The organism is Streptomyces sp. NBC_00448 (assembly GCF_036014115.1).
Classification (GTDB): Bacteria; Actinomycetota; Actinomycetes; order Streptomycetales; family Streptomycetaceae; genus Actinacidiphila.
The window spans coordinates 8,469,193-8,495,052 of record NZ_CP107913.1; the positions used below are offsets into that span (position 1 = coordinate 8,469,193).

At 73.8% G+C, this 25,860-nt stretch carries 25 protein-coding genes and 1 riboswitch; of the genes, 17 read left to right on the forward strand and 8 right to left on the reverse strand.

Annotated features, from left to right (window positions below; all coding sequences use genetic code 11):
• Positions 1-177: 177 nt before the first annotated feature.
• The gene (locus tag OG370_RS36560; RefSeq protein ID WP_328471986.1) at positions 178-1,365 is read left to right on the forward strand and encodes an ROK family transcriptional regulator; all 1,188 of its coding nucleotides are present in this window, start codon (positions 178-180) and stop codon (positions 1,363-1,365) included.
• A 72-nt stretch (positions 1,366-1,437) separates the two neighbouring features.
• Here OG370_RS36560 and OG370_RS36565 read toward each other — a convergent pair whose 3' ends face one another.
• Positions 1,438-1,959 (reverse strand): YceI family protein, encoded by a 522-nt coding sequence (locus OG370_RS36565; RefSeq protein ID WP_328471988.1) that lies wholly within the window; start codon positions 1,957-1,959, stop codon positions 1,438-1,440.
• 121 nt (positions 1,960-2,080) lie between these two features.
• Here OG370_RS36565 and OG370_RS36570 point away from each other — a divergent pair, with 121 nt between their 5' ends.
• Both OG370_RS36570 and OG370_RS36575 read left to right on the forward strand, forming a co-directional pair.
• A complete protein-coding gene (locus tag OG370_RS36570; protein ID WP_328471990.1) occupies positions 2,081-2,614 on the forward strand; it encodes a MarR family winged helix-turn-helix transcriptional regulator in 534 nt (177 codons plus the stop codon).
• A 62-nt stretch (positions 2,615-2,676) separates the two neighbouring features.
• The gene (locus OG370_RS36575) at positions 2,677-3,276 is read left to right on the forward strand and encodes a hypothetical protein (protein WP_328471992.1); all 600 of its coding nucleotides are present in this window, start codon (positions 2,677-2,679) and stop codon (positions 3,274-3,276) included.
• 64 nt (positions 3,277-3,340) lie between these two features.
• On the opposite strand, the gene OG370_RS36580 is transcribed toward OG370_RS36575, so the two are convergent.
• The 4 genes from OG370_RS36580 to OG370_RS36595 all read right to left on the reverse strand — a co-directional run bounded on the left by OG370_RS36580 (position 3,341) and on the right by OG370_RS36595 (position 7,752).
• The gene (locus tag OG370_RS36580) at positions 3,341-4,258 is read right to left on the reverse strand and encodes a DUF6227 family protein (protein ID WP_328471994.1); all 918 of its coding nucleotides are present in this window, start codon (positions 4,256-4,258) and stop codon (positions 3,341-3,343) included.
• A gap of 143 nt (positions 4,259-4,401) precedes the next feature.
• Positions 4,402-5,076, reverse strand: coding sequence for a ThuA domain-containing protein (locus tag OG370_RS36585; protein WP_328471996.1), 675 nt, complete (start codon positions 5,074-5,076; stop codon positions 4,402-4,404).
• A gap of 256 nt (positions 5,077-5,332) precedes the next feature.
• Positions 5,333-6,640, reverse strand: coding sequence for an AraC family transcriptional regulator ligand-binding domain-containing protein (locus tag OG370_RS36590; RefSeq protein WP_328471998.1), 1,308 nt, complete (start codon positions 6,638-6,640; stop codon positions 5,333-5,335).
• Positions 6,641-7,017: 377 nt separating this feature from the next.
• On the reverse strand, positions 7,018-7,752 hold the full coding sequence (locus OG370_RS36595; protein ID WP_328472000.1) for a TetR family transcriptional regulator: 735 nt from the start codon (positions 7,750-7,752) through the stop codon (positions 7,018-7,020).
• Positions 7,753-7,855: 103 nt separating this feature from the next.
• Between OG370_RS36595 and OG370_RS36600 the strand changes: the two genes are divergently transcribed.
• Both OG370_RS36600 and OG370_RS36605 read left to right on the forward strand, forming a co-directional pair.
• Positions 7,856-8,008, forward strand: a complete 153-nt coding sequence (locus OG370_RS36600; RefSeq protein ID WP_328472002.1) for a hypothetical protein — start codon at positions 7,856-7,858, stop codon at positions 8,006-8,008.
• Between the two features lie 128 nt (positions 8,009-8,136).
• The gene (locus OG370_RS36605; RefSeq protein WP_328474761.1) at positions 8,137-8,409 is read left to right on the forward strand and encodes a DUF4190 domain-containing protein; all 273 of its coding nucleotides are present in this window, start codon (positions 8,137-8,139) and stop codon (positions 8,407-8,409) included.
• A gap of 144 nt (positions 8,410-8,553) precedes the next feature.
• Here OG370_RS36605 and OG370_RS36610 read toward each other — a convergent pair whose 3' ends face one another.
• Positions 8,554-10,035 (reverse strand): glycine hydroxymethyltransferase, encoded by a 1,482-nt coding sequence (locus tag OG370_RS36610; RefSeq protein WP_328472004.1) that lies wholly within the window; start codon positions 10,033-10,035, stop codon positions 8,554-8,556.
• A gap of 25 nt (positions 10,036-10,060) precedes the next feature.
• Positions 10,061-10,151, reverse strand: a riboswitch (ZMP/ZTP riboswitch).
• A 151-nt stretch (positions 10,152-10,302) separates the two neighbouring features.
• Between OG370_RS36610 and OG370_RS36615 the strand changes: the two genes are divergently transcribed.
• The 12 genes from OG370_RS36615 (at position 10,303) to OG370_RS36670 (ending at position 24,017) form a co-directional block, all read left to right on the forward strand.
• Positions 10,303-11,313 (forward strand): enoyl-CoA hydratase/isomerase family protein, encoded by a 1,011-nt coding sequence (locus OG370_RS36615; protein ID WP_328472006.1) that lies wholly within the window; start codon positions 10,303-10,305, stop codon positions 11,311-11,313.
• A gap of 256 nt (positions 11,314-11,569) precedes the next feature.
• A complete protein-coding gene (locus OG370_RS36620; protein WP_328472008.1) occupies positions 11,570-12,310 on the forward strand; it encodes a class I SAM-dependent methyltransferase in 741 nt (246 codons plus the stop codon).
• Positions 12,311-12,474: 164 nt separating this feature from the next.
• Positions 12,475-13,542 (forward strand): LacI family DNA-binding transcriptional regulator, encoded by a 1,068-nt coding sequence (locus tag OG370_RS36625; protein ID WP_328472010.1) that lies wholly within the window; start codon positions 12,475-12,477, stop codon positions 13,540-13,542.
• A gap of 366 nt (positions 13,543-13,908) precedes the next feature.
• Positions 13,909-15,819, forward strand: coding sequence for a ricin-type beta-trefoil lectin domain protein (locus OG370_RS36630; protein WP_328472012.1), 1,911 nt, complete (start codon positions 13,909-13,911; stop codon positions 15,817-15,819).
• A gap of 295 nt (positions 15,820-16,114) precedes the next feature.
• Complete coding sequence (locus OG370_RS36635) at positions 16,115-17,092, forward strand: lysylphosphatidylglycerol synthase domain-containing protein (protein WP_328472014.1); 978 nt, start codon at positions 16,115-16,117, stop codon at positions 17,090-17,092.
• A 272-nt stretch (positions 17,093-17,364) separates the two neighbouring features.
• Positions 17,365-18,642 carry an RICIN domain-containing protein gene (locus OG370_RS36640; RefSeq protein ID WP_328472016.1) on the forward strand — a complete coding sequence of 426 codons (1,278 nt, stop codon included), beginning with the start codon at positions 17,365-17,367 and terminating at the stop codon, positions 18,640-18,642.
• Complete coding sequence (locus tag OG370_RS36645) at positions 18,642-20,009, forward strand: ricin-type beta-trefoil lectin domain protein (protein WP_328472018.1); 1,368 nt, start codon at positions 18,642-18,644, stop codon at positions 20,007-20,009. Before OG370_RS36640 ends, OG370_RS36645 begins: the two co-directional genes overlap by 1 nt.
• Before the next feature lie 120 nt (positions 20,010-20,129).
• A complete protein-coding gene (locus OG370_RS36650) occupies positions 20,130-20,984 on the forward strand; it encodes a response regulator transcription factor (protein ID WP_328472020.1) in 855 nt (284 codons plus the stop codon).
• The gene (locus tag OG370_RS36655; RefSeq protein ID WP_328472022.1) at positions 20,981-22,453 is read left to right on the forward strand and encodes a sensor histidine kinase; all 1,473 of its coding nucleotides are present in this window, start codon (positions 20,981-20,983) and stop codon (positions 22,451-22,453) included. The genes OG370_RS36650 and OG370_RS36655 overlap by 4 nt, the downstream gene beginning before the upstream one ends.
• A 108-nt stretch (positions 22,454-22,561) precedes the next feature.
• Positions 22,562-23,014 (forward strand): hypothetical protein, encoded by a 453-nt coding sequence (locus tag OG370_RS36660; RefSeq protein WP_328472024.1) that lies wholly within the window; start codon positions 22,562-22,564, stop codon positions 23,012-23,014.
• Positions 23,015-23,031: 17 nt separating this feature from the next.
• Positions 23,032-23,238, forward strand: coding sequence for a hypothetical protein (locus tag OG370_RS36665; protein WP_328472026.1), 207 nt, complete (start codon positions 23,032-23,034; stop codon positions 23,236-23,238).
• 182 nt (positions 23,239-23,420) lie between these two features.
• Positions 23,421-24,017: a dihydrofolate reductase family protein gene (locus OG370_RS36670; RefSeq protein WP_328472028.1), complete on the forward strand. Its 597-nt coding sequence runs from the start codon at positions 23,421-23,423 to the stop codon at positions 24,015-24,017.
• A 171-nt stretch (positions 24,018-24,188) separates the two neighbouring features.
• On the opposite strand, the gene OG370_RS36675 is transcribed toward OG370_RS36670, so the two are convergent.
• Together OG370_RS36675 and OG370_RS36680 are read right to left on the reverse strand one after the other, a co-directional pair.
• Entirely contained in the window at positions 24,189-24,443 is a 255-nt protein-coding gene (locus OG370_RS36675; RefSeq protein WP_328472030.1) for a hypothetical protein, read from the reverse strand.
• Positions 24,444-24,561: 118 nt separating this feature from the next.
• The gene (locus OG370_RS36680) at positions 24,562-25,839 is read right to left on the reverse strand and encodes an MFS transporter (protein WP_328472032.1); all 1,278 of its coding nucleotides are present in this window, start codon (positions 25,837-25,839) and stop codon (positions 24,562-24,564) included.
• Between the last annotated feature and the right edge of the window lie 21 nt (positions 25,840-25,860).

A 25,860-nucleotide genomic window follows, 5' to 3' on the forward strand; every position in this document is an offset into this window, starting at 1 on the left:
GGGCGGGGGTGAGGCATCCGATGTCTGCCGGGCGGCAGGCGCGGTGACGGCTGCCGGCCGCTCCCCGCCGGCCCGGTGGAGAGCGCTCACCGGGGGACCGGGAGAGCGCTTCCCCCCTGGTGGCGGCCGACCCCCGATCTGGCACGATGTGCCGGGTACGGCGACAGGGGGAGCCCGGTGAGGCACGACGTGGGGCGGACGACGAGGGATCTGCGCCGGCACAACCGCACGTCCGTCCTGACCAGGCTCTACCTGAACGGCCCGGCCAGCCGGTTCGACCTGGCGCGGGTCACCGGGCTCAGCGCGGCGACGGTGAGCAACGTGGTCACCGACCTGGTCGGCGACGGCCTGGTGGCGGAGGCGGGGCTGCTGGACTCCGACGGCGGCCGCCCGGCCGCTCTGCTGGCGGTCGAGCCGGGATACGCGCAGGTGGTCGGCGTGGACATCGGCGAGACACATGTCGAGGTCGGCCTCTTCGACTGGACCCTCGACACGCTGGCGACCGCCACCCACCCGATGGACGGCGGCCGTTCGGACCCCGTGCTGCTCGCCGCGTCGGTGCTCGCGGGCGTCGCGGAGGTCACCGCCGAGGCAGGGGTCGACCCGGCCGGGCTGCTCGGTGTCGGCGTCGGCGTGCCCGGCGCGGTGCTGCCCGGCGGGCTCGTGCACGCGCCGACCCTCGGCTGGTCCGGCGTGCCCTTCGGCGACCTGCTCGGGCCGCACCTCGCCGCCCCGCTGCACCTGGACAACTGCGCCCGCACCCTCGGCCAGGCCGAGATGTGGCGCGGCGCGGGCCGGGGCGCGGAGCGGGCGATCGTCGCGCTGCTCGCGGTCGGCGTCGGTGCCGCGGTGGCGACGGGTTCACCCGGTGGCGTCACCAGCGTGACCAGCGAGTGGGGCCACACCGTGGTGGAGAAGGACGGCGCGGCCTGCCGGTGCGGGTCGCGCGGCTGTCTGGAGGCGTACGTCGGCGCCGAGGCGATCCTCGCGTACTACGAACAGCAACCCGGGGCGGTGGAGTTGGGAGGGGGCGACACCGAGCGGCGGCTGGCCGCGCTGATCGCCGCCGCCCGCACGCCCGGTGCCGCCGCGGACACGGTGCGCCGGGCCGCGGAGTACCTCGGCGTGGGCATCGCCAACCTGGTGAACCTGCTCGGTCCGGACCGGGTGATCCTCTCCGGCTGGGTGAGCGCCGCGATGGGCCCCGTGATGCTGCCCGCGGTGCGGGAGGTGATGGACCGTCACGTGCTCGGCTACCTCGCCGGTGGGACCGTGGTCGAACTCGGCCGGCTCGGTCAGGAGGCGGTCGCCCTCGGCGCGGCCACCCTCCCGGTGCACGAACTCCTCACCGCCGGCGGGAGTTGACCCGAGGGCGCACGCGAGAGCCCGCCGGGCGGATCGGGTGCACCGTACGGGGAGCCGCCCGAGGGCGCGCGCTCAGCTCTCGCGGCGGTAGTGCGCGGTGACGACGACCGTGGACGGGCTGAGCAGCATGCCCAGTTGGTTCCACGTGATGCCGAACTCCGCCCGGTCCACGGGGACATCGGCTTCCAGGGTGGCCTCCTGGGGCGAGGCGAGGGTGACCCGGGCGGGGAAGGCGATCGGGCGGGAGACGCCGCGGACCGCGAGGTCGCCGGTGACCTGGACCTCGCCGGAGCCGTCCGCGGGGGCGGTGACGGAGTTCGCGGTGAAGACGATCGACGGGTGCTCGTCGACGGCGAAGAAGTCGGCTGAGCGCAGGTGGGTGTCGCGCTTGCCGTTGCCGGTGTCGAGGGAGGCGGCGTCGATGGTGAGGGTGCCGCGCCCGGTGCCGTCGGGCGCGACCTCGCCCTCGCCGCTGACGGTGCCGAAGGTGCCCTTCACCGTCAGCAGCCCCCAGAACGTCTTGCTGCGGAAGCCGACGGAGGAGCGTGCGGGGTCCAGCACCCAGCGTCCGGCTTCGGCGGTGGTCTGCGACATGGATGTCGTCCTCTCCGGGCACGGGCGGGCCGGATCGGCCCCTCGGGCTGATGGAACGCTCAATACGTTACCAGTAATTAGCTAACCAGCGAGATGATAGCTCGAAGGCTATCCTGGAGTCATGGTGGTGGAACCCGTACGGAGCAACGCGGCGCAAGCCTGCCCCGACGCCGACGAACTGGCCCTGCTGAAGCGGTGGCACGCCCTCCAGTCGGGCGTGCGGCGGCTCACCGACGACATGCTGGCCGACGTCGAGGCCGAGCAGGGGCTGGCGCCTAGCTCCTTCCAGGCGCTGATGTTCCTGGTCACCGCGCCCGGTCAGGCCGCGCCCATGAACCAGCTCTCCGCGGCGCTCGGCTTCTCCACCGCCGGCACCACCAAGCTCGTCGACCGGCTCGCCGACGCCGGACTCGTCGAGCGCCGCCCCTCCGACGCCGACCGCCGGGTGGTCTACACCGCGCTGACCTCGGCCGGCGCCGAGTCCGTGCTCGCCGCCTCCCGCTCGCTCGCGCGGACCCTGCGGGCCCGGGTCGTCGCGCCGCTCGGCGAGGACGTCTTCCACGCGCTGTCGGAGGCCGTGGGCTCCCTCGACCCGTTCGGTACGGCGCCGGGCACGCCGCCGAACGGATCACCCGCGGTTCCGTCCTGCCCGTGATCCGCTCGTCGCCGTTCGCGGCGCGGCCACGTCGGGCACACGCGTCGGGCACAGTGGACGACATGGTTCACGAGGTCCCGTCCCTGCACGACCACCACGTGCGTCACCTGCGCCGGATGTTCCTCGCCGTCGTCACCGGCAGCTTCCTCTTCCTGATCCCGTGGATCGGCTACCTCTCGGCCAGCCTGCCCACCCACCACGAGGTCGACCAGTGGCGCTTCGCCTGGGTCGGCTTCGACGGCGCGCTGATCGTGGCGATCGGCATCACCGCGCTGTGCGCCTGGCGGCGGCTGCAGATCTTCATCCCGTGGGCGCTGGTGACCGCCGCGCTGCTGTGCTGCGACGCCTGGTTCGACATCGTGCTGGACTGGAACAGCGACGAGCTGACCGGCGCGATCATCACGGCGGTGGTCGCCGAACTCCCGCTCGCCGCCCTGCTGGTGTACGTCGCCCGGAAGATGATCCGGCTGACCGTGCTCGTCGCCTGGCGCCGGGCCGGCCGCACCGGCAACGTGCCTCCGCTCTCCCGGCTGACCCTGGTCAGGTTCGCCACCGAGGACGAGCACGGCCGGATCTGCGAGTACGGCCACGACCACACGTCCCCGGCGGCCGCCGCCCACCCCGAACCGGACAGCCGCCCCGAGCACGGTGGCGACGGCTGAGGCAGGCACGGCCGCCACGGCGGGCGGCAGGAGGCGTACGGCTCCTGCCACCCGGCCGAACCGGTCAGCCCGCCTCGATCCGGCGGACCGCCGTGTCCAGTGCCGCGTCGCGCGAGGCGTAGACCTCGCACACCGGGCTCCCGTTCGGGGTGCGGGTGTGGTCGATCTCCCACAGGCTCAACTCGGTGCCGTCGAGCAGGAGGAACGCGTGCTCGTACAGCGACCAGGTCACCGTGCGGCCGGCGACGAGCGTGCTGCGGCGGGTCACGATGCCGATGGTGTGGGCGATGGCCGCGTGCAGCCGCCGATGGACCTCCTCGCCCGGCGGGTTGGCGTTCGACGCGCGGCGCAGCAGGCGGCGGGCGTGCTCGGGTGAGTCGGCCTCGGTGTAGGCGCGGTGGCAGCCGTGCGGCTCGGGTGACGGCGGCAGGGGGAGCGGCGCCGACCGTGCCAGGCCGCCCAGGACGTCCACGTCGTCGAGCCCGCCCGGACCCGCCGCGCCGCCCGCGCCGGCCTCACCGTCCAGGTCCGCGAGCCCGCCGATTCCGCCGACGCCGCTGAGGTCGGCCCCTGCCGGATCGCTGCCGCCGTCCGGGCCGGTCCACGGCGGCGGCCGGCCGAACGCCGTGTCGGCCTCCCACTCGGCGAGCGCGAGTTCGCCCCGGTCGGTGAAGACCGCGTACCGGAGTTCGCCGCCCGGCCCGGTGTTGTGCTCCAGTTCCCACACCAGCCGCACCCCGCCGTCCGGCAGCAGGAAGCTGTGCCGGTAGGTGCGCCGGTCGATCGGCCGCGGCGGCCCCTTGGCGTGGCGGCACGACTGGAGACCGCAGTAGTGCATCAGCGCGCTGTGCACCTCGGCCAGGTGCCGCGCGGCCTGCGCGCCGTTCTCGGCGCGGGCCAGTAACCGCGCGAGCTGCTCGGTGGGCCGGCCGCCCACCCGTTCGATGTCCGTCTCCACCGCCCTCGCAGGTTCAGCGTCCATACGGCCCTCCCGACTCCCCGGCGCCGTCACTCTCCTGCCACCACTCAGCGTAGTAGCGCCGTCGCCCGTGGCGGATACGAAAGGCCGTAACTACGGGCGTGTACGCCAGAACGCGCGCCCCCGGTGGGCGATCGGGATGAGACTCACTCCGCCGTTCCCGCGCACCACAGCAGCGCGCCGTCGAGATGGCGGCGGAAGTCCGGGTCGGCGTAGGCGGATTCGAGGTGGCCGAGCGCGGTGTAGAACACCCTTCCCTCGCCCACCCGGTGGCACCACACCAGCGGATGGCCGGCGCCCATCGAGCCGCCCTCGTAGCTGTCCTCGTCGGCGGACGCGAGCACCCGCACGCCCCGACCGGCCGGTCCCGCGCGGAAGTTGTACCACTCGTCGGTCCAGCGCCAGGTGGCCGGGAGGTGCGCGGTCGCGGGGTGCGTACGGTCGTGCACGAGCACGTCGGCCGGCTGGACCCGCGGATGCCCGTCGAAGCGCGCGCCCAGCAACTCGCCGTAGTACGGCCAGTCGTACTCCGCGCAGGTCGCCGCGTGGACGCCGAGGAAGCCTCCGCCGCCCGTCACGAAGTCGCGCAGCGCCGCCCGGGCCCGGTCGTGCAGGACCTCGCCGGTGGGGGAGAGGAACACCACGGCCGCGCAGCCCGCGAGCGCGTCGGGCCGCAGGTCGTCCGGGTCCTCGGTGTGGCGGGCGGGCATGCCGTGCCGGCCGGCGAGTTCCGCGAGCGCGGCGGCCCCCGCCGTGATCGAGGCGTGCCGGTATCCGGCGGTCGCACTGAAGACCAGTACGGCGCCGGTGCCGACGGTCACTGGTCGGCTCGCCGGCCGTGCGGTCGGAGCGCTGACGGTGGTCGAGGCGCGTTCTCCCGGTCGGACGGGACGTGTTCCGAGGGGAGCGGGCGCGGTCCCGCCGGACTTGACGGGCCGGCGCCGGGGTACGGGCGGCCGCAGCGCGCGCACGTCGGGTCCGCGGTCTCCCGGAAGGCCCCGCACTCCTCGCACACCCGGTCCGACCAGCAGACCGGGTCGCCGCCTTCGCTGTACTGGGCTCGCTCGGTTCCGTCGGTCACGCCGTGCCCGCCTCCTGTGGTGTGCCGGACCGCTCACCGGTCCCGTCGCCGTCGGTGCTGTGGTCGCCGATGTCGTGGTCGCCGCTGCGGTCGGCGCCGCCGTCGGTGCGTGCGCCCTCGCCGCGGTTGTCGGCGTCCCAGCGGTTCATCGCGCGCCGGAGCGAGCGCGACTCGGCGAAGCCCAGCCGCACCGCGCGCTGCGCCGAGCCCGCGCTCCCGTGCCGGAGTGACTGCTCGCGCCGTACCGCGTCCAGTTCGGCCCGCCAGGTGGTGCCGGAGTCGCCGAGCCTGCGTTGCAGGGTACGCGTGCTGATCGCGAGGCGCCGCGCGGCCTCCGCCAACGAGGGCCGCCCGTTGGGCAGTTGCTCGGCGATCACCTCGCGCAGTCCGGGTACGGCGACCGATCGCGGTATCCGCGGTGCCGGCATCTCGGCCGCGGCGCGCAGCATGATCGCGGCCAGCGCGGGATCGGCGGTGTCCAACCGCCGTTCCAGGTCCTGCCGGTGCAGTGTGATCGCGTCGGCCGTCGCGCCGAACTCCAACCGGGCGTTCCCGAAAGCCTCCTGGTGCGGGGCTTGCCTGAGGGGTGCCCGATGGGCGAACTCCACCCGGACCGGGGAGAGTTCCCGCCCGGTCGAGTGCCGCAGTTGCCTGGCCAGCACCGCGAGCGCGAACTCCGCGACCACCCAGCGCAGTTCGTCGTCGCCGTGCCGTGCGGCGTAGCCGATGGTCACCTCGTCGTCGGACTCGTCGATGGTCAGCAGGGAGTTGCTGCTGATCAGATGGATGTGGGCCGCGCCGCGGGCCAGGCCCTCGCCGACGGTCGGCGCGGAGGTCATCAGGTAGTCGAACACGTCGAGCAGGCCGGGCCGGTAGCCGGCCGCGGCCAGCAGCCCGGCGTCGACCCGCCCGGTGCGCGCCAGCACCGCGCCCCACAGCCGGTAGGTGCGCGTGGACGGGGTGCGCGTGGTCTCCGGCTGGCCGAGTACGTGCGGCAGCCCGGCGGCGCGTACCAACTGTTCCGCCTCGCGAGGGTCGTTCGCGGTGGCGGTCGCGATCAGGCGGGGCACCACGACGGAGTCGGTGAGCGGGGCCCCCGCCAGCGAGGCGGGGACGGACGTGCGAGCCGTACCGCCGTACGGGCCCTGCGCGTTGTCCCCACCGCCTTCGCCCTGCCCGCCGCGTCCGTCGTACTTCTGGTGCGCGGGCCCCTGGTGTACGGGCGGGCACGGGCACGGGGTCACGCCGGGGTGCGGGTGCGGGTGCGAGGTGGGCAGGTCGGTTATGGGCGCTGCTGGCGGCATACCGGAACTCCGGCGGTCGGCGGTCGTCCTGGGCGTCCCGCGGCGGTCCGCCGGGGACGTGCCAGCAGCCTACGCGCGATCTGGCGCGTTTCGACCATCAGGTGGCGCGTTCCGTCCTCCCGCCGGGACGGGGGTCCGACCCATGATCGGTGGACGGCGTCCCGGGATGCCGTGTGTGCCCGAGGGGGGCGCAGGCCCGCGGGGGAGAGCCGGTGCGGGCGCGGACCGTGTCCGTACCGACTCCAAAAGGCCCTGTCCGCCCCCCCTCGCGCCCGCCCCGTGAGGCTCGGGGCCGTGCTGTCCTGTCGCACGGTCCCGTACTCCACCGAGGGGCCCGCCGGCCTCCCCGCGTCCGCTCGCGACGCCGCCCCCCCGGGTCAGCCCGGTTCCGGGTCGAGCCAGTGCCGCCGGCCCACGCTGATGATCCGCATCCGCAGCCGGGCCGCGTGCATGATCCGCCGCCGCACGGCGGTGTCGTCGCGCGGCGCCTCCAGGAGTTCCGCGGCCGTCATCACCATGTGGTCGACGTAGAGCCCGGCGAGCACGTGCAGTTCGGCGCGGGACCAGCCGGCCGACGAGGGCTGCGCGGCCAGGCCGGCGGCCACCTCGTCGGTGAACCGGCCGAGTTCGGCCGCGATGGCCTCCCGTACGGTCCGCACGCCGCCGTGCCGCTCGCGCGCGATGAAGCGGATGTGCGGGCGGTGCTCGTCGACGTAGGCCGCGGTGATCGCGACGGTGCGCTCGATCAGGACGTCGGGCACCGAACCGTCGGCGCCGTCGGCGAGCACCGCGCGGACCATGTCGTGCAGGCTGCCCAGCGCCTCGTCGACCAGGGCGACCCCGAGGCCGGCCATGTCGGGGAAGTGGCGGTAGAACGCGGCGGGGGAGACGCCCACCTCCCGGGTCAGCTCGCGCAGTCCGAGGCTGCTGAGGTTCTGGTGCTCCAGCAGGCGCAGGCCCGCGTCGAGCAGCGCCTGCCGGGTCTGCTGCTTCTGGGCCTGGCGGATGCCCGGTTGGTGCCCCTCGGCGGACGGCTGCGCGGCAACGCCAGCCTGCTCCGCGCGAGTTGCCCGGGCCGCCCCGGTCCCGGGGGCGTCGGAAGTGTGACTCATGTCATTCAGTAAACAACCGTTCTCCGACTTTGGCCACCGTACACTGGAGAAGTCAGTGAACAACTGTCATCTGAAATCTCAACTCGCTGGAGGTGCAGCAGACATGAGCCTCGTCGTCCTCCTGCTGGGGATGGGCATCCTGATGGGTGCCGCCGCCCACACCTCGCTCACGGTCTTCACCGTCCTCGCCGCCGCCATCGCGGCCTGGCTGCTCGGTTTCGCCGTCCGCGAGGGTGTCGCCCGCCGCCACCGCTGAGCGGGCCGCCCGTCCGGCGCCGCCCGATCGGCGGACCGGAAGAACCCACCATTTCCGAGAGGAACACCGTGAACACCGCAGCGCACCCGGTCGACGCCGGCTCCTCGGCCGCGCGCACGACCGCCGCGATCCGCACCGCCCCGGCGGCCTCCGCCGTCTCCCGCAACGTCCGTGACGCCGACGGGATGGCCGTCGCGTCCTTCCTGCTCGGCCTGCCCGGCCTGCTGGTGATGAACGTCGTGCTCGGCCCGGCCGCCGCCGTCCTCGCGCTCGTCGCGTTCGCCCGCGGCACCCGCCGCCGCGGCCGCGCGGCCCTCGGCCTGGCGCTCGGCGTGGCCGACTTGGCCGTCATGGTCGCGGTCACCATCGCCAACCACGGCGTGATCTGGTCCTTCACCTGATCCTTCACCCGGGCACCCGGGCACCCGGGCACCCGGGCAGTCCGGCGCTCGGGTTCGCCCGATCTGCCCGGGGACATGGATCGGCCCGCCCCTCGTACGTCGTCGCGCGTACGAGGGGCGGGCCGTTCCGGTCCGGCGGGCCGGTCAGCTCAGGTCGATGCCCGGGTAGAGCGGGAAACCGGCGAGCAGGTCGGCGGAGCGGGTGGCGACCTGCTCGGCGACGGCCGGGTCCAGCACGTAGTTGGCCTTCGACGTCCCGCCCTTCGCCGCCGCGGCGGGCGTCGTGGCCGCCAGCACCGTGTCGATGAGGCCGGCGATCTCGTCCATCTCCGGCGCGCCCAGGCCCCGGGTGGTCAGCGCGGGGGTGCCGATGCGGATGCCGGAGGTGTACCAGGCGCCGTTCGGGTCCTGCGGCACCGAGTTGCGGTTGGTGACGATGCCCGCGTCCAGCAGTGCCGCCTCCGCCTGGCGGCCCGTCAGGCCGTAGGAGGAGACGTCGATCAGGGCCAGGTGATTGTCGGTGCCGCCGGTGACCAGCGTCGCGCCGCGCCGCATCAGGCCCTCGGCGAGGGAGCGGGCGTTGTCCACCACGGCGTGCGCGTACGTGCCGAACTCCGGCCGGGCCGCCTCCGCCAGCGCCACCGCCTTGGCCGCCATCACGTGCGGCAGCGGGCCGCCGAGCACCATCGGGCAGCCCCGGTCCACGTGCTCGGCGAGCGCGTCGTCGCACAGCACCATGCCGCCGCGCGGGCCGCGCAGCGACTTGTGGGTGGTGGTGGTGACGATGTTCGCGTGCGGCACCGGGTCGAAGTCGCCGGTCAGCACCTTGCCCGCGACCAGGCCGGCGAAGTGCGCCATGTCCACCATCAGCGTGGCGCCGACCTCGTCGGCGATCTCGCGCATGATGCGGAAGTTGACCAGCCGCGGATAGGCGGAGTAGCCCGCGACCAGGATCAGCGGCCGGAACTCGCGGGCCGCGGCGCGCAGCGCGTCGTAGTCCACCAGGCCGGTCTGCGGGTCGGTGCCGTAGCTGCGCTGCTCGAACATCTTGCCCGAGATGTTCGGGCGGAAGCCGTGCGTGAGGTGGCCGCCCGCGTCCAGGGACATGCCGAGCATCCGCTGGTTGCCGAAGTCGGCGCGCAGCCGGGCCCAGTCCTGCTCGGTCAGGTCGTTGACCTGGCGGACGCCGGCCTTGTCCAGCGCCGGGCGCTCCACCCGCTGCGAGAGCACCGCCCAGAACGCGACGAGGTTCGCGTCGATCCCGGAGTGCGGCTGCACGTACGCGTGCGCGGCGCCGAAGACGTTGCGGGCGTGCTCGGCGGCGAGCGCCTCGACGGTGTCCACGTTGCGGCAGCCCGCGTAGAAGCGGCGGCCGACGGTGCCCTCCGCGTACTTGTCGCTGAACCAGTTGCCCATCGCCAGCAGCACCGCGGGCGAGGCGTAGTTCTCGCTCGCGATCAGCTTGAGCATCTCGCGCTGGTCGGCGACCTCCGCGGCGATCGCGTCCGCGACCCGCGGCTCGACGCCCCGGATCACCTCAAGGGCGCTGCGGAACGCGGTGGACTCGACGGACTGGCGGGACTGGGGAGTGTGCGGGGACTGCTGGGTGACAGACGGTTCGGCCATGGCGGGTCCTCCGGAGATTCGGCAACGGGGTGGCCCAGGCGCACGGCACTTCTGTTTCGCGCGAGCCGCTTCCCGATGGTTGCACCCATCCCAGCACGCCAGTCACGGCTCCCGGGCAGCGTATCAACCCGCCCGACCCGCCGCGTACTGTCGGTTCCGGGATCACCCGCCGGCCGGGCCCGGGTACCTGCCGGTCCTCCCGCGGGGAGCCGCGCGGGGAGCCCGCGCCGGCCAGGGGCTCCGTAGGCACGACGTTGGGAGCGGTACATGGGCAGGGCAGAGACCTCGGCTACGGTGCGCGGCGCGGTCACCGCCTCAGGTGCGGGCGTCCTGGAACTGGACCGCCCGGGTGCGCTGAACGCGCTGGACCTGGAGATGGCCCGCGCGATCGACACGACGCTGCGCGAATGGCGGGAGGACCCTGCGGTCCGTTCGGTGCTGGTGCGCAGCACCTCCCCGAAGGCGTTCTGCGCCGGCGGTGACATCCTGGCGATGCGCGCCGCGGGCCTGCGCGGCGACGACGCGGCGGTCCGCACGTACTTCAGTACGGAGTACACCCTGAACGCGCTGGTCGCCCAGTTCCCGAAGCCGTACACCTCGCTGGTCGACGGGTACGCGATGGGCGGCGGGCTGGGCATCTCGGTGCACGGCTCGGCGATGGTGGTCACCGAGCGGGCGGTGCTGGCGATGCCGGAGACGGCGATCGGGTTCTTCCCGGACATCGGCGCGACCTACTTCCTGCCCCGGCTGCCGGGCGCCGTCGGCTGGTACCTCGGGTTGACGGGCGTACGGATCTCGGGCGCCGCCGCGGTCGAGTGCGGCCTGGCCACGCACTACGTTCCCGCCGCGGACCTGCCCGCGCTGGAGGAGGCGCTGACGGGGGCGGACGGCGGCGCCCCGGACGCGGTGCTGGAACGGTTCGCCGTGGCCGCGCCGCCCTCCGAACTCGCCGGGCACCGCGCGGCGATCGAGCGCTGCTTCTCCGCCCCGGACCTGGCGGAACTGCGGGACCGGCTCACCGCGCAGACCGGTGCCGGGGACGCCGCGGACCGGGCGTGGGCCGAGGACACCCTCGCGGTGCTGGACCGGGCCAGCCCGATGAGCCTGGAGCTGACCTTCGGGCTGCTGCGCGCGGGCGCCGGCGCGAGCCTGGCGGAGTGCCTGGCCCTGGAGTTGGAGAGCGCCTGCCGCACCGCCCGCGAGCCCGACTTCCACGAAGGGGTGCGTGCCGCGCTGGTGGACAAGGACCGCAACCCCGTCTGGGCGCCGCGCCCGTAGCCGGGCAGAACCTGCGCCCGGTATCCCGCACAAACGGCACCCGGGACCAGGCGTCCTGCGCCCGCACCCGGCGTCCTGCGCCCGTATCCCGCACCCCGCCCGCACGCCGTCCCGGGGGTCGGCGCGCCCCGAGAGCTGACCATTATATGAGACGCCGGTATCACCATGCGGTCAGCGCGGCGTACTGTGGCGGTCGGTGATCACCGGACCGCCGCCGTCGGGCGGCCGGCCGTGGTCGCGCGATGATTGGAGCGCCATGCCCCGGGAATGGGATGCCAGGACGTACGACTCCTTGCCGCTGCCGCACCTCGGCTGGGGGCGGCGCACGCTCGCCCGGCTGCCGCTGCGCGGCGACGAGCGGGTGCTGGACGCGGGGTGCGGTACCGGGCGCGACACGGAAGGGCTGCTGGACCGGCTGCCGGACGGCCGGGTGGTCGCCATGGACGGTTCCGTCCGCATGCTGGACCAGTTGCGCGAGCGGCTGGCCGGACGGCTGGACCGGGTGGAGGTCGTGCTCGCCGACCTGACGAAGCCGCTGCCCTTCGACGGCGAGGTGGACGCGGTCTTCAGCGTCGCGACCTTCCACTGGGTCGAGGACCACTCCGCGCTCTTCGCGTCGCTCGCCGAGCGGATGCGGCCCGGCGCCCGCCTGGTCAGCGACTGCGGCGGCCGCGGCAACATCGCCGCGGTGAACGCGGCTGTCGCCGACGTCACCGGCACCGTCTCCGACACCTGGGAGTTCGCGGGCGTGGACGACACCCGCGAACGGCTGGCCGCCGCCGGGTTCACCGACATCGACGTCCGGCTGCGCCCCGACCCGGCCAGGTTCGAGCGCGGCGAGCAGTTGGAGTCCTTCCTCGCGACCGTCATCCTCGGCCCCCGGCTCGACGCCATGGCCGACGCCGACCACGAGCCCTTCGTCCAGGCGGTCGCCGCGCGGCTGGAAGAACCCGTCGCGGACTACGTCCGGTTGGAGATCTCGGCCGTACGCGGTTGAACCGGGGCGGGACCGCGGCGCTCAACCGGTTGAGCCGGCGGCGCCGTCGCGGAGATCCCGCGGCCACGGTGCCAACGCCGCTGCCCCGGTTCAGCGTTGTTAAGGTGGGCGGGCCGTATCGCCGCACACGGCCCGCCCGCGGGCCCCGCACCACCCGAGGCCGCATGTCCCCCGTGTCCCCCAAGAAGCGCCCCACCATCGCCGACATCGCCGAGGCGGCAGGTGTTTCGAAGGGCGCGGTGTCCTACGCGCTCAACGGCAAACCGGGCGTGTCGGAGGGAACCCGCGCGCGCATCCTGGAGATCGCCGCCCGGATGGGCTGGCACCCCAGCAGCGCCGCCCGCGCGCTGTCCGACGGCCGGGCCGGCGCGATCGGCCTGGTGGTGGACCGGCCCGCGTGGGTGCTGGGCATCGAACCGTTCTTCATGCGGCTGATCTCCGGTGTCGAGGCCGGGCTCGCCGCCACCGGCACGGCGCTGCTGCTCCAGGTCACCGAGGACGCCGGCGCCGAGGAGGAGGCGTACCGGCGCTGGTGGGGCGAGCGGCGGGTGGACGGCGTGCTCCTGGTGGACCTGCGCGAACCCGATCCGCGCCCCGCGCTGCTCGCCGAACTCGGCCTGCCCGCCCTGGCGGTGGGCCACGCGGGCCGGGTGCCGGGGGTGCCGTCGGTCTGGATCGACGACGCCGTCGCCGTCCGGGAGACCCTCGCCTACCTCGCGGCGCTGGGGCACCGCGAGATCGCCCGGGTGGCCGGCCCACCGCACTTCGTGCACACCCGCGAGCGCGGCGAGGCGTTCGAGGCCGCCGCGGAGGAACTGGGACTCGGCGGCATCACCTGCGTCTACACCGACTACTCCGGGGAGGACGGCGCGCGGGCGACCCGGCGGCTGCTGTCGGCCGCGGAACGGCCCACCGCCATCGTCTACGACAACGACGTGATGGCCGTCGCCGCGCTCGGCGTCACCCAGGAGATGGGAGTGTCGGTGCCGGGCGAGCTGTCCCTCGTCGCCTGGGACGACAGCGAGTTGTGCCGCCTGGTGCACCCCGCGCTGACCGCGGTGAGCCGCCGCGTGCCGGAGTACGGCCACCGCGCCGCGCAGGTCCTGCTCGCACACGTACGGGGGGAGCGGGTGGCGGACGTCCTGCTCGAACCGCCGGTGCTGGTCCCGCGCGGGAGCACCGCCCCGGCCCGCCCCGCCGAACGCCCGCTGCGGGCGCGCCGCCCGGCATAGACGCCGCCCGGCCCGGTCTCTCCGCCCGGCCCGGTCTCTCCGCCCGGCCCAGTCTCTCCGCCCGGCCCGGACACGCCGCTTGGCGCACTCCGCGCGTTTTCCGCGGTCCAGACCAACGTCCCGCAGGTCATCGCCCTGCACCGGGTCGACGCACTTTTGTTTCACCGTGTTTCAGACGTCTGAACCGCGTTCGACACCTTGACGGCCTTGTGGAGCGCGAGTTAAATCACGTCGCGATATAAGCCGTGAAACAAGTACGGGAACAAGCGTGTGGGCCCCCTCGCTGCACGGTTGCCCCGGACGGTGCACGGCCCGTAGGACGAAATGTCAGGCCCATGCCATCATTGCCGAGAAAGGCAACGAACCATGAGCGCAGCAACGCGCCCCCGCGCGGGCAGAACCCGTATGCGGCGCACCCTCGTCGGGGTGGTGACGGCGGCCGCGGCGGCCGTCGCCCCCATGCTCGCGATGCCGGCCACCGCGCACGCGGCCGGTGAGAGCGTCCAGGTGTACCTCACCACCACCAACGACTCCGGTGGCCGCAACGTCACGAAGGGCCTGGAGCAGCAGGCCCCGCTGACCTTCGCTGCCGGGACCGGCGGCTCCGGCCAGCAGGTCGCGGTGGACGAGGGCACGCAGTACCAGCAGTTCACCGGCGGTGGCGCGTCGTTCACCGACACCGCCGCCTATCTGCTCAACTCCAGCGGCGCCCTGTCGGCCTCGACCCGCGACTCGGTGATGCAGAAGCTCTTCGACCCGGTCAACGGGATCGGCCTGGACTTCCTGCGCAACCCGATGGGCGCCTCCGACCTGGCCCGCAACAACTACACGTACGACGACATGCCGGCCGGCCAGACCGACCCGACGCTCGCCCACTTCTCCATCGCCCACGACCAGACGGACGTCCTGCCGCTGACCAAGCAGGCCGAGCAGATCAACCCGGACGTCACGGTGATGGCCACCCCGTGGACCCCGCCGCCGTGGATGAAGGACAACGGCAGCTACGTGCAGGGCTGGCTCCAGTCGCAGTACTACGCGGCCTACGCGCAGTACTTCGTGAAGTACATCCAGGCATACCAGGCCGCGGGCGTGCCGATCGACTACGTGTCGGTGCAGAACGAGCCGACGGTCGGCGGCGACTACCCGGGCGCGAACTGGAACGGCTCCGGGCTGGCGTACTTCACCAAGAACGACCTGCTGCCCGCGCTGCACACCGCCGGCCTGTCCACGAAGGTGCTCGCGCTGGACTGGAACCCCGACTCGTACGACAGCTTCGCCGCGCCCACCGTGGACGACGAATCCATCCGCGACGACCCCAACTTCGGCGGGATCGCCTGGCACGGCTACGAGGGCAGCACCAGCGAGCAGACCACGATCCACAACCAGTACCCGAACGTGCCGGACTTCGACACCGAGCACTCCGGCGGCACCTGGATCGGCAACCAGCAGAAGGAGGACATGGAGAACCTGATCGACTACACCCGCAACTGGGGCCAGAGCTGGGTCAAGTGGAGCCTGGCGGTCGATCAGAACATGGGCCCGCACAACGGCGGTTGCGGTACCTGCACCGGCCTGGTCACCGTGCACAACGGCGACAGCCGCAGCGGGCAGGTCGACTACACCATCGAGTACTACACGATGGGCCAGTTGACGAAGTTCGTGCGGCCCGGCGCGCACCGGATCAGCTCCGACGACAACTCCACGATCCGCAACGTCGCGTGGAAGAACCCGGACGGCTCCAAGGCCCTGATCGCCTACAACGAGTCGACCTCCGCGCAGCCGGTCACGGTCAACTGGGGCAACGAGCACTTCACTTACACCATGCCCGCGGGCGCCTCGGCGACGTTCACCTGGTCCGGCACCCAGGGCAGCGGCGGCGGCACCAGCCCCGGCCACACCGGCGCGATCACCGGCTACGGCGGCAAGTGCGCCGACGTGGCCGGCGGCAGCTCCGCCAACGGCACCGCGGTGCAGCTCTACGACTGCAACGGCTCCGCCGCCCAGCAGTGGACCGCCTCGGGCGACACCCTGCAGGCGCTGGGCAAGTGCCTGGACGTCACCTCGGCCGGCACCGCCGACGGCAGCCAGACGCAGTTGTACGACTGCAACGGCACCGCGGCCCAGCAGTGGACCAGAGGCCCGGACAACGAGCTGGTGAACGCCGGCTCGGGCAAGTGCCTGGACGCCACCGGGCCGAGTTCGGACAACGGCACCCGATTGCAGATCTGGACCTGCACCGGTGCCGCCAATCAGCAGTGGACGGCGCCCGCCGCCTGATCCGCTGCCCGGAACGGCCGGGTGGTGGACCTCTCACCACCGCCCGGTCGCGCTGAGGGAAGAGCCGCCGGTCCGCGCGTCCCGCGGACCGGCGGCCGGCGCGCGCCCGTGTCCGTATCCGCACCCCGTGTCCGGGCCGTTCGGGGGCGGCGTAGTCGTCCATTGCGGGGCAGCGAAGTCGTCCCGTCGACTGATGTTCCCCGGTGCGTTGACCCAAGTGGCCCTGCGCGGGTAGGAGAGCGGGTCCGTTACGTCCTAGCCTGGACGGGCCGTCCCCACGCGCCGAGGAGCCGCCGTGTCCGTCGCACGCACCGATGGAGCCTTGTGGCAGCGCGCTTCCGTGCGTTCGACGGCGATGGTGCTGCCGCTCGCCGCCGTCGCCGTGCTGCTGGCCAGCAAGTGGACGCTCATCAACTCCGGGGCGGGGCAGCTCGGTTCCGCCGACGGCGAGTGGCTCGCGGTGGCCTGCCTGGCCGCGGTCATGACCTGGGTCTTCTCCGCCGTCGCGCTCCAGGGCGCGGTGCTTCGTCCGGTCCCGCCCGGGCGGTTGCTGGCCGCGCAGTTCGCCGCCTCGGCCGCCAACCACGTGCTGCCGGCCGGCGTCGGCGGCAACGCGGTGAACCTGCGGTTCCTGGTCCGGCGCGGGATGACCCCCACCGCCGCGCTGGCCGCCCTCGCGGTGCGCGCGGCGGCGGCCGTGGCCGGGCGGATCGTGCTGCTGCTGGTGGCGCTGCTGGTCTTCCCCGACGCGCTGCACATCCGGCGGGTGGTCTCCGGGCGGCCCGCGCTGCCGGACCACCCGCTGCTGCTCGCGGTCGGCGGCGGCGCCGCGCTGGCCGGGATCGTGCTGCTGCTGCGGTACGCCCGCAGGCTCGGCGCGCGGCTGCGCGGCTTCGTCGCCTCGGTCGCGCACGACGTGCGGGCGGTGCACCGCGACCGGTCCAGGGTGGCGGCCCTGTGGGGCGGTTCGCTCGCCTTTCCGATGATGCACGGCGCGGTGGTGGCCGCCGTGATCCGCGCGGTGCACGCGCCGGTGCCGGTCAGCGGGGTGATGGTGGCGTACCTGTGCGCGAGCACCGCTGCCGGCTGGCTGCCGACGCCGGCCGGGATCGGTTCGCTGGACGCGGCTCTCGCGCTGGCGCTGGTCACCGCGGGCGCCTCCGCGGTCGCCGCGACCTCGGCCGTGCTGGGATACCGCCTGCTCACCACGTGGCTGCCGCTCATTCCCGGCGCCGCCGTGCTCGCGGTGCTGGTACGCCGCGGGGAACTTTAAGGTACGGACCTTTGCCGTTTCTCTTGACGACTCACAGGTTCGCCATTTAAATCACGTCCTGAACTAAGACGTGGCGTAAGTCTTGCCGGGGTCGCGGTGGCCCCGTTCTCCCCGAGCGTTCCCCCATGTTCCCCCCACAGCGTTTCGCCCAGCACGCGGGTCTGTCCCTCGCCTCGCGCCCGGTCCCGTTCCCGGCCGACCGCGTGTCAGGGGCATGACCGAATCTGCCCGCTCGATCGCTGCCCCGCCCCCCACCGACCGAGGAGTCCGGCATGTCGGCACCACCCCGCACCCGGCGTATCCGTCCCTTCGCGCTGCTCGCCGTGGCCGCGCTGCTGCTGTTCGGCTGGCTCCAGCAGGCCGCCGCCGCGACGAGCGCGAGCGGTTCGGCGGCGCCCGCGGCGGCGTCCCCCGCCGCGGCCACCTTCACCGACGACTTCAACGGCCCGGCCGGAAGCGCCGTCGACAGCTCCAAGTGGGGCTACGAGACCGGCGACAACGTCGACAACCACGAGCGCGAGTACTACACCAGCGGCACCCAGAACGCGGCGCTCGACGGGCAGGGCGACCTGGTGATCACCGCCCGCAAGGAGAACCCGGCCAACTACCAGTGCTGGTACGGCACCTGCCAGTACACCTCGGCGCGGCTGTCCACCCCGCAGAAGTTCACCCAGGCGTACGGCCACTTCGAGACCCGGATGAAGCTGCCCCGCGGACAGGGCATGTGGCCCGCGTTCTGGCTGCTCGGCGACGACATCGGGTCGGTCGGCTGGCCGAACAGCGGTGAGATCGACATCATGGAGAACGTCGGCTTCGAGCCCGGCTCCGTGCACGGCACCATCCACGGCCCCGGCTACTCCGGCTCCAACGGCATCGGCGCCGGCTACACCCTGCCCGGCGGCCAGAGCTTCTCCGACGCCTTCCACACCTTCGCCGTCGACTGGGCGCCGAACTCGATCTCCTGGTCGGTGGACGGCCAGGTCTACGAGACCCGCACCCCCGCCGACCTCGGCGGCAACCGCTGGGTCTTCGACCACCCGTTCTACATCATCCTCAACCTCGCGGTCGGCGGGTACTGGCCCGGCGACCCCGACGGCAGCACCTCCTTCCCGCAGCAACTCGTCGTGGACTACGTCCACGTCACCACCAGCGGCTCCTCCGGCGGCGGCACCGGCGGCACCATCACCGGCATCGGCGGCAAGTGCGTCGACGTGACCGGCGCGAACAACGCCAACGGCACGCCCGTCGAGCTCTACGACTGCAACGGCACCGGCGCCCAGCAGTGGACCTCCACCGGCGGCACCCTCCAGGCGCTCGGCAAGTGCCTGGACGTGACCGCGGCCGGCACCGCCGACGGCACACCCGTGCAGCTCTACGACTGCAACGGCTCCGCGGCCCAGCAATGGGTGGTCAACAGCGCCCACGACATCGTCAACCCGGCGGCGAACAAGTGCCTGGACGCCACCGGGAACAGCTCCGCCAACGGCACCAGGCTGCAGATCTGGACCTGCACCGGCGCCGCCAACCAGAAGTGGACGTACACGGGCTGATGCGGAAGACCACCGGAATCCTCGCCGGCGCGGCGCTCGCCGCCGGCGTGCTGAGCACCCTCGGCCCGGCCCAGAGCGCGTTCGCGGCCACCGGCGCCATCACCGGCTACGGCGGCAAGTGCGTGGACGTCGCCTCGGCGAGTTCGGCCAACGGCACCGCGGTGCAGCTCTACGACTGCAACGGCACCACCGCGCAGAGTTGGACCGTCGGCTCCGACAACTCCCTCCAGGCGCTGGGCAAGTGTATGGACGTCACCGCCGCGGGCACCGCCGACGGCACGCCGGTGCAGCTCTACGACTGCAACGGCTCCGCCGCCCAGCAGTGGACCGCGAGCAACGGCGCACTCGTCAACACCGGCTCCGGCAAGTGCCTGGACGCCACCGGCCCGAGCTCCGCCAACGGCACCCGGCTGCAGATCTGGACCTGCGCCGGGTCCGCCAACCAGCAGTGGACGCTGCCCACCGGCGGCGGCACCACCCCACCGCCCGCGAGCGTCCAGGCGGTCGCCCCCTACCTGTACAACGGCTGGGGCAACCCGCCCGACCCGACCACGATCATGAACGCCACCGGCGTGAAGTGGTTCACCCTCGCCTTCGTGCTCAGCAACGGCACCTGCAACCCCCAGTGGGACGGCAGCCGTTCACTCACCGGCGGGGTCGACCAGAGCACCATCGACAAGGTGCGCGCGGCCGGCGGCGACGTGGTCCCGTCCTTCGGCGGCTACAGCGGCAACAAGCTGGAGCAGTCCTGCACCAGCGCGAGCGCGCTCGCCGGGGCCTACCAGAAGGTGATCAGCGCCTACGGCCTGAAGGCGATCGACATCGACATCGAGGCCGACGCCTACAGCAACGGCACCGTCCAGCAGCGGGTGGTCGACGCGCTCAAGACCGTCAAGGCGGACAACCCGGGGCTGACCGTCTACGTCACCATCGGCACCGGCCAGTCGGGCCCCGACACCGGACTGATCGACAAGGCCGCCGCCTCCGGCCTGACCGTCGACGCGTGGACCATCATGCCGTTCGACTTCGGCGGCGCCGGACAGAACATGGGCACCCTCACCGAACAGGCCGCGGACGGGCTGAAGAACGCCCTGAAGAGCGCCTACGGCTACAGCGACGACGTGGCGTACCGGCACAGCGGCATCTCGTCGATGAACGGCATCACCGACAACAACGAGACCGTCACCCTGGACGACTTCCGCACCATCCTCGGCTACGCCCAGGCCCACCACCTGGCCCGGCTGACCTTCTGGTCCGCCAACCGCGACCGGCCGTGCCCCGGCGCGTACCCCAACGACGACACCTGCTCCGGAGTCTCCCAGCAGGCCTGGGACTTCACCCGCATCCTCGCGCAGTACGCGGGGTGAGGCCCCGCGTACCGGGCTCCGACGGCGGACGCCCGGTACGCGGCTTCCCGCTCCCCGGCGTGCGGTCCCGGCCCGTGCGATGCGACCATGACCGCTGCCGGATAGCGGAGGGTCGTTCGGATGAGCGGGACAGCGGCAGACGGAAGCGGCACGGACGCGTCCGGGGCGGATGCGCACGGAACGGGCCGCGGCGGGACGGGCCCGGGTGGCGGTGAGGGCGGGGCACCGACCGGGCGGGTACTGGTGGTGGACGACGACGCGGCGATCCGCCGCTCCCTCGGCCGCGCGCTGCGGCTGCGCGGTTTCACCGTCGCCGAGGCGGGCGGCGGAGCGGAGGCGATCGAACTGCTCGCACGCACGCCACCGGACCTGCTGGTGCTGGACATCTCCATGCCCGACGTGGACGGCATCCAGGTCTGCCGCACGCTGCGCGGTGCCGGCAACGACCTGCCGGTGCTGGTGCTGTCCGCCCTCGACGAGGTCGCCGACCGCGTCGCCGGACTCCAGGCCGGCGCCGACGACTACCTGGTCAAGCCGTTCGCGCTGGAGGAACTGGTGCTGCGGCTGCACGCGTTGCTGCGCCGCCGCCCGCCTCGCCCCGACGACCAGGTGTGTGCCTGCGGCCTCGTCCTGGACCCCGCCGCCCGCACCGCCAGCCGCGACGGTACCGCGCTCGACCTGACCCGCCGCGAGTTCGAGCTCCTCGAAGTGCTTGCCCGCAACCACGGCCTGGTGCTCACCCGCGACCAACTCCTCGACCGGGTCTGGGGATACGACTTCGCGGTCCGCTCCGACGCCGTCGACACCTTCGTCAGCTATCTGCGGCGCAAGCTGGAGGCCGGCGGGCGGCCGCGCATCCTGCACACGGTCCGCGGGGTCGGCTTCGTGCTGCGCGCTGACGCGGCGGGCCCGGACGAACCGGGGGGCGGGCACGGCGGGGACGTCGCCGGTGCCGGGCGGGACGCCGGCCGGTGAGGCTGTCCACGAGGATCGCCGTGGCGGTCGGCGTCCTCGTCCCGGTGCTGGTGATCTCCTCCGGCTGGATCATGGTGCGGCTGGTGGCGGGCGACATCCACCGGCAGGCCGACGCGCACCTGCGGCAGCGTGCCGCCGACGTCGAACCGCAGGCCCGCGACCTGCTGCGGGCGATGGCCAACGACCGCCCGCCCGATGTCGAGGAGGCCCGCAGCCGCAAGCTGTTCAGCTCCGCGCTCGACGTCGGCATCCGGGTCACCGGCTCCGGCGGCACCGTCTCCGGTGGCCCGCAGCCGGCCGGCTCCGCACCGCTGCCGTCCGCCGCGAGCGCCGCCGGCCCGGTCACCGTACGGGCCGGCGGCCAGAGTTGGCGGGTGCTCGCCGTGCCCGTGCGCGGTGTGCGCGCCGCCGCCTCCGGCACGCTGTGGGTCTTCGGCAGCGACACCGCGGGCCAGGCACAGATCGGTCAGGTGCGACGCCGTGTCCTCACCGTGGCGCTGCTGACCGCACCCGTCGCCGGCGCCGCGGCCTGGTTCGCCGCCACCCGGCTCGCCCGCCCGCTGCTGCTCCTCCAGCGCCGTGCCGCCGGTATCGACCCCCGGGCCCGCACCGCGCGGCTCGACCACACCCCCACCCGGGTGCCCGAGATCGACGACCTCGCCCGCACCCTCACGACCGTGCTGGCCCGGTACGACGAGCAGGCCGCCCGCAGCAGCGAAGCCCTCGCCACCGCCCGTACGTTCGCCGCCAACGCCTCGCACGAGTTGCGCACGCCGCTGATGAGCATGCGCATCAACCTGGACGTGCTCGACGGCACGCCCGCGCCGGGTGCGGCCGAGCGCGCCGAGATCGTCGCCGATCTGCGTGCCGAGCACGAACGGCTGCTCGGGCTGCTCGTCATGTTGCGTGCCCTCGCGGAGGGCGACCTGGTCGAGGCCGGGTCCTTCAGCTGCGTCGACCTCGCCGAGGTGGTCGGCGCCGCCGTCGCCGACCTGCGCCGTACCCACCCCGCCGCGCGGGTCACCCTCGACCTCGCGCCCGGCTGCGCGGTGTACGGCTGGCCGCAGGGACTGCGCTCCGCGGTCGACAACCTGCTCACCAACGCGGCCGTGCACGGCCGCGGAGGTGACGGCACCGCGGCCGTCGAGGTCCTGCTGCGGCCGTCCGCCGACCGGGCCACGGTCCGCCTCACCGTCGCCGACCACGGTCCCGGCATACCCCCGGCGGCCCGTGCCGACGTCTTCCGCCGCTTCCACCGCCGCCCCGGCAGCCCCGGCTCCGGCCTCGGTCTGGCGCTGGTCGGCCAGCAGGCGGCGCTGCACAGCGGCACCGTGGCCGCGGCGGGCCGCCCCGACGGGCGCCCGGGCATCGCCATCGTCCTCGACCTGCCCGCCGGTGCCGCAGGTGACGCGGACACCCTCGTCCTGCCCCGCCGCCGGGACTGGCTCTCCGGCCCGCCGCCCGCCTGACGTCCCCGCGGGAGCGGGCGCCGGACGGCCACATGGTTTCCACAAAAAGCCTTCCTACGGTGACCGCGCCGGCGGGCGAAGGGCCCGCGGAGCGAAGGGAGCAGGACGATGCGCAGGTTCCGCAGCGCGGTCACGGCGACCGCGGCGATGGCGGCGGTGCTCGGGGCGGCGGGAAGCGCGGCGGCGGACACCGGGAGCGGAGCGACGCCCGGTGCCACGTCGAGCACTTCGGCCGGGACGGGAGACACCAAGGGCGCGGGCGGCTCCAGGGACGGGGCGGTGCGCCTCTGCAAGCGCGTGCCGGCCATCGACGCCCGGATCGACCGCGCGCTGGCCCGCCTCAACGGCCCGGCCACGAAGCGCGGTTCGATCGCCCGCTTGCAGAAGCGGGTGAGTGCCGCGCAGAGCAAGGGCCAGACGGCCGTGGAGACCTATCTCAACGACAGGCTGACGTTCCGCAAGTCGCTGGTGCCGACCCTGACCCAGCGCAGCAGCGACCTCGACGCCGTGCGGACCTGGTGCGGCGCACAGGGGTACACCTCGAAGCCGGCAGCGAAGTGACCGCTCGCAAAGGGGCGTTGGCGGTACTGCCCGCGGTCGTTCTGGGAGCGGCTCTGCTGGCGGGGTGCGGGCAGCACGACCACGCGGCCGCCCCCGGCGCGTCCGGCACGGCATCGGCCCCGCCCGCGCCGTCCGCGTCCGAACTGGCCCACATGCGCAAGCTCGTGGACGGTGCGGACGCCGCGGCCTCGGCCGCCGAGAAGGACGCGGCCGGCGACAACTGACGGCCCGGCCGGCAACCCACCAGTTGCCGGCCTCCGTCGCTGCCCGGCCGCGGAGCACCCTCGATCCGCCCCGGCGACGAGATCCCCGATGAGTTTCCGCCGGTCCGGCGGTCTGCCTTCCGTGGGGCCGGGCCGGATAAGGCCGAGGGCATGGCGGACGACGTCGGGAAAGGACGGGCGGTGTGGGCGAGGTCATCGTGATCGAGCACCTGACACTCGACGGGGTGATGCAGGCCCCGGGGCGTGCGGAGGAGGACCGGCGGGACGGCTTCCGGCACGGCGGCTGGGCGAACCTGCACCAGGACCCCGCCCAGCAGCAGGCCATGGCCGCGTACATGTCGAGCGCCTGGTCCCTGCTGGCCGGCCGGACGACCTACGAGCAGTTCGCCGGCTACTGGCCCGGGCAGGCGCTGAACCCGATGAGCGTGGCGCTCGACCGGGTCCGGAAGTACGTGGCCTCCACCACCCTCACCGAGCCGCTCGGCTGGCGGAACTCCACGCTGCTGACCGGGGACGTCCCCGGCGCCGTGCGCCGCCTGAAGGCCGAACTGCCGGAGAACCTGGTGGTCTTCGGCAGCGGCGTGCTGGTCCGCTCGCTCCTGCGCAGCAGCCTGGTAGACACCCTGGTACTCCTGATCCACCCGGTGGTACTCCGCTCGGGCCGCCGCCTGTTCGCAGAGGCGGGCTACGGCCCGGCCCCGGAGACGTCCGCCTTCCGTACGGCCCGTACGGAGACGACCGGCAGCGGGGTGATCATCGCGACCTACCGGCCCGCCTGAAGCCGGGCCCGCACGGAGCCGGGCCCGCACGGAGCCGGGCCCGCACGGACCCGGGCCCGCACGGAGCCGGCCCGGACGGAGCCGAGCGGCCGAGCCGGCGGGAGGTCAGGCCGCCTGCCTCGCCGGATCGCTGCCTCGCCGGGTCGCCGGGTCGCCGGTCGCCTCGGGTGCTCAGCCGGCCACGGAACTCGTGGTCAGACCCGCCTCGTCACCGCCGGGCTCGCCCTTGACCGCCACTCCGCTGCCCTGGCGTTCGACGCTGAGGACGCCGCCCGAGCTGCTCATGCTGCTCGCCCCGCCCTTCCCGGCCGTGCCCCGGGGAAGCGCGGGCGGCTTCGGGCAGTCCTTGTTCAGCCTGGCGCCGGGCACTTCCTTCCCGTTGACGTAGACCTTGCCGTCCACCGACTTGACCGTGGTCTTCGCCACGCCCAAGGCGCCCACCTGCGAGCGGAGTTCCCGATGCCGGCCCGCGCGGCGTCCGGAGCTGAGTCGGGCGGAGCTGAGCCGGGCGGAGGTGAGCTGCGCGGGTGTGAGCCGCGTGGTGCTATGAGGCCGCCGTTCGCGCAGCCGGGGCGGCCGGCGCCTGGGCGGGCTCGTCCGGGGTGGCCGCCTCGGGCGGGGTGCGCAGCGAGCCGGCCGCGGCCGCGGCCACCGCGCACAGCACCAAGGGCAGCAGGAACGCCACGTTGAGGGGGACGATCCGGGTCAGCGCGCCGATGGCCGCCGGGCCGGCGAGCATGCCGAGGTAGCCGAGCCCGGCCACCCGGGAGACGTTGGCGCCCGCCGCTTCGTGGTCCGCGTGGCCCGCCACGCTGAAGAGCTGGGGCACGCACCCCGACAGGCCGATGCCGAACACCGTCCAGCCGACGAGCGCCAGTGCGATCCAGGGCGAGCAGACGACCGCGACCATCCCGACCGCCGCCGTGCCCGCACCCCACCGGACCACCGCGACCGGGCCGAACCGCCCCGCCACCCGGTCGGTGAGCAACCGTCCGGCCGTCATGGCCGTGGCGAAGCAGCCATAGGCGAAGGCGGCGGTGGCCGGCGACGCGTGCAGGACGTCGCGGGTGGCCAGCACGCTCCAGTCGTTGGCGGCGCCCTCGGAGAGCATGACCATCAAGGCGAGCGCGGCCAGCAGCCAGATCCGCCCGGGCACCCGGCGCCGGGTCCGCTTCGCGGCGGCAACCGTGTCGGGCCCGGCAGCGTCCGGGGCCTGCGCAGCCGTATCCGCGCCGGGTGCCTGCGCTTCCGGAGTCGCCCCCTGCTGCCGGGGCAGCAGCGCGGGCGCGACCATCAGGGCGGCGACCAGGCACACCCCGGCGGTACCGCTCAGCGTGGCCGGCGCGCTCCAGCCCCAGCCGAGCGTGCGGGCGCCGACCAGCGACGCGGCCACCCCGCCGAGCGAGAACACCGCGTGGAACGAGGACATCACCGGCCGCCCGTAGCCGCGCTCCACCTGGACGGCGTGCGCGTTCATGCCGACGTCCAGGCAGCCGTTGCCGAAGCCGAGGACGAGCAGCGCCGCGCCGAGCGCCCATCCGCTGGTGGCCGTTCCCGGCAGGGCGACCGCAGCCGCGCACAGCGCCGCGCTGACCGGGACGACCCGGCGCGCGCCGAACCGGTCGGCGAGCGGGCCGACCAGCTGCATCCCGGCGAACGCCCCCGCGCCCAGCAGGAGCAGCAGTGAGCCGAGCACGGCGTGGCTGATGCCCGCACGCTGCTCGATCGCCGGGATGTGGACGACCCACATCCCCAGGACGAACCCGTTCAGGGCGAAGTACGCGAAGGTGGCCGCCCGGGCGGCACGAAGGGTTCGCTGCATGGCCGCGAACCTAACAAACAT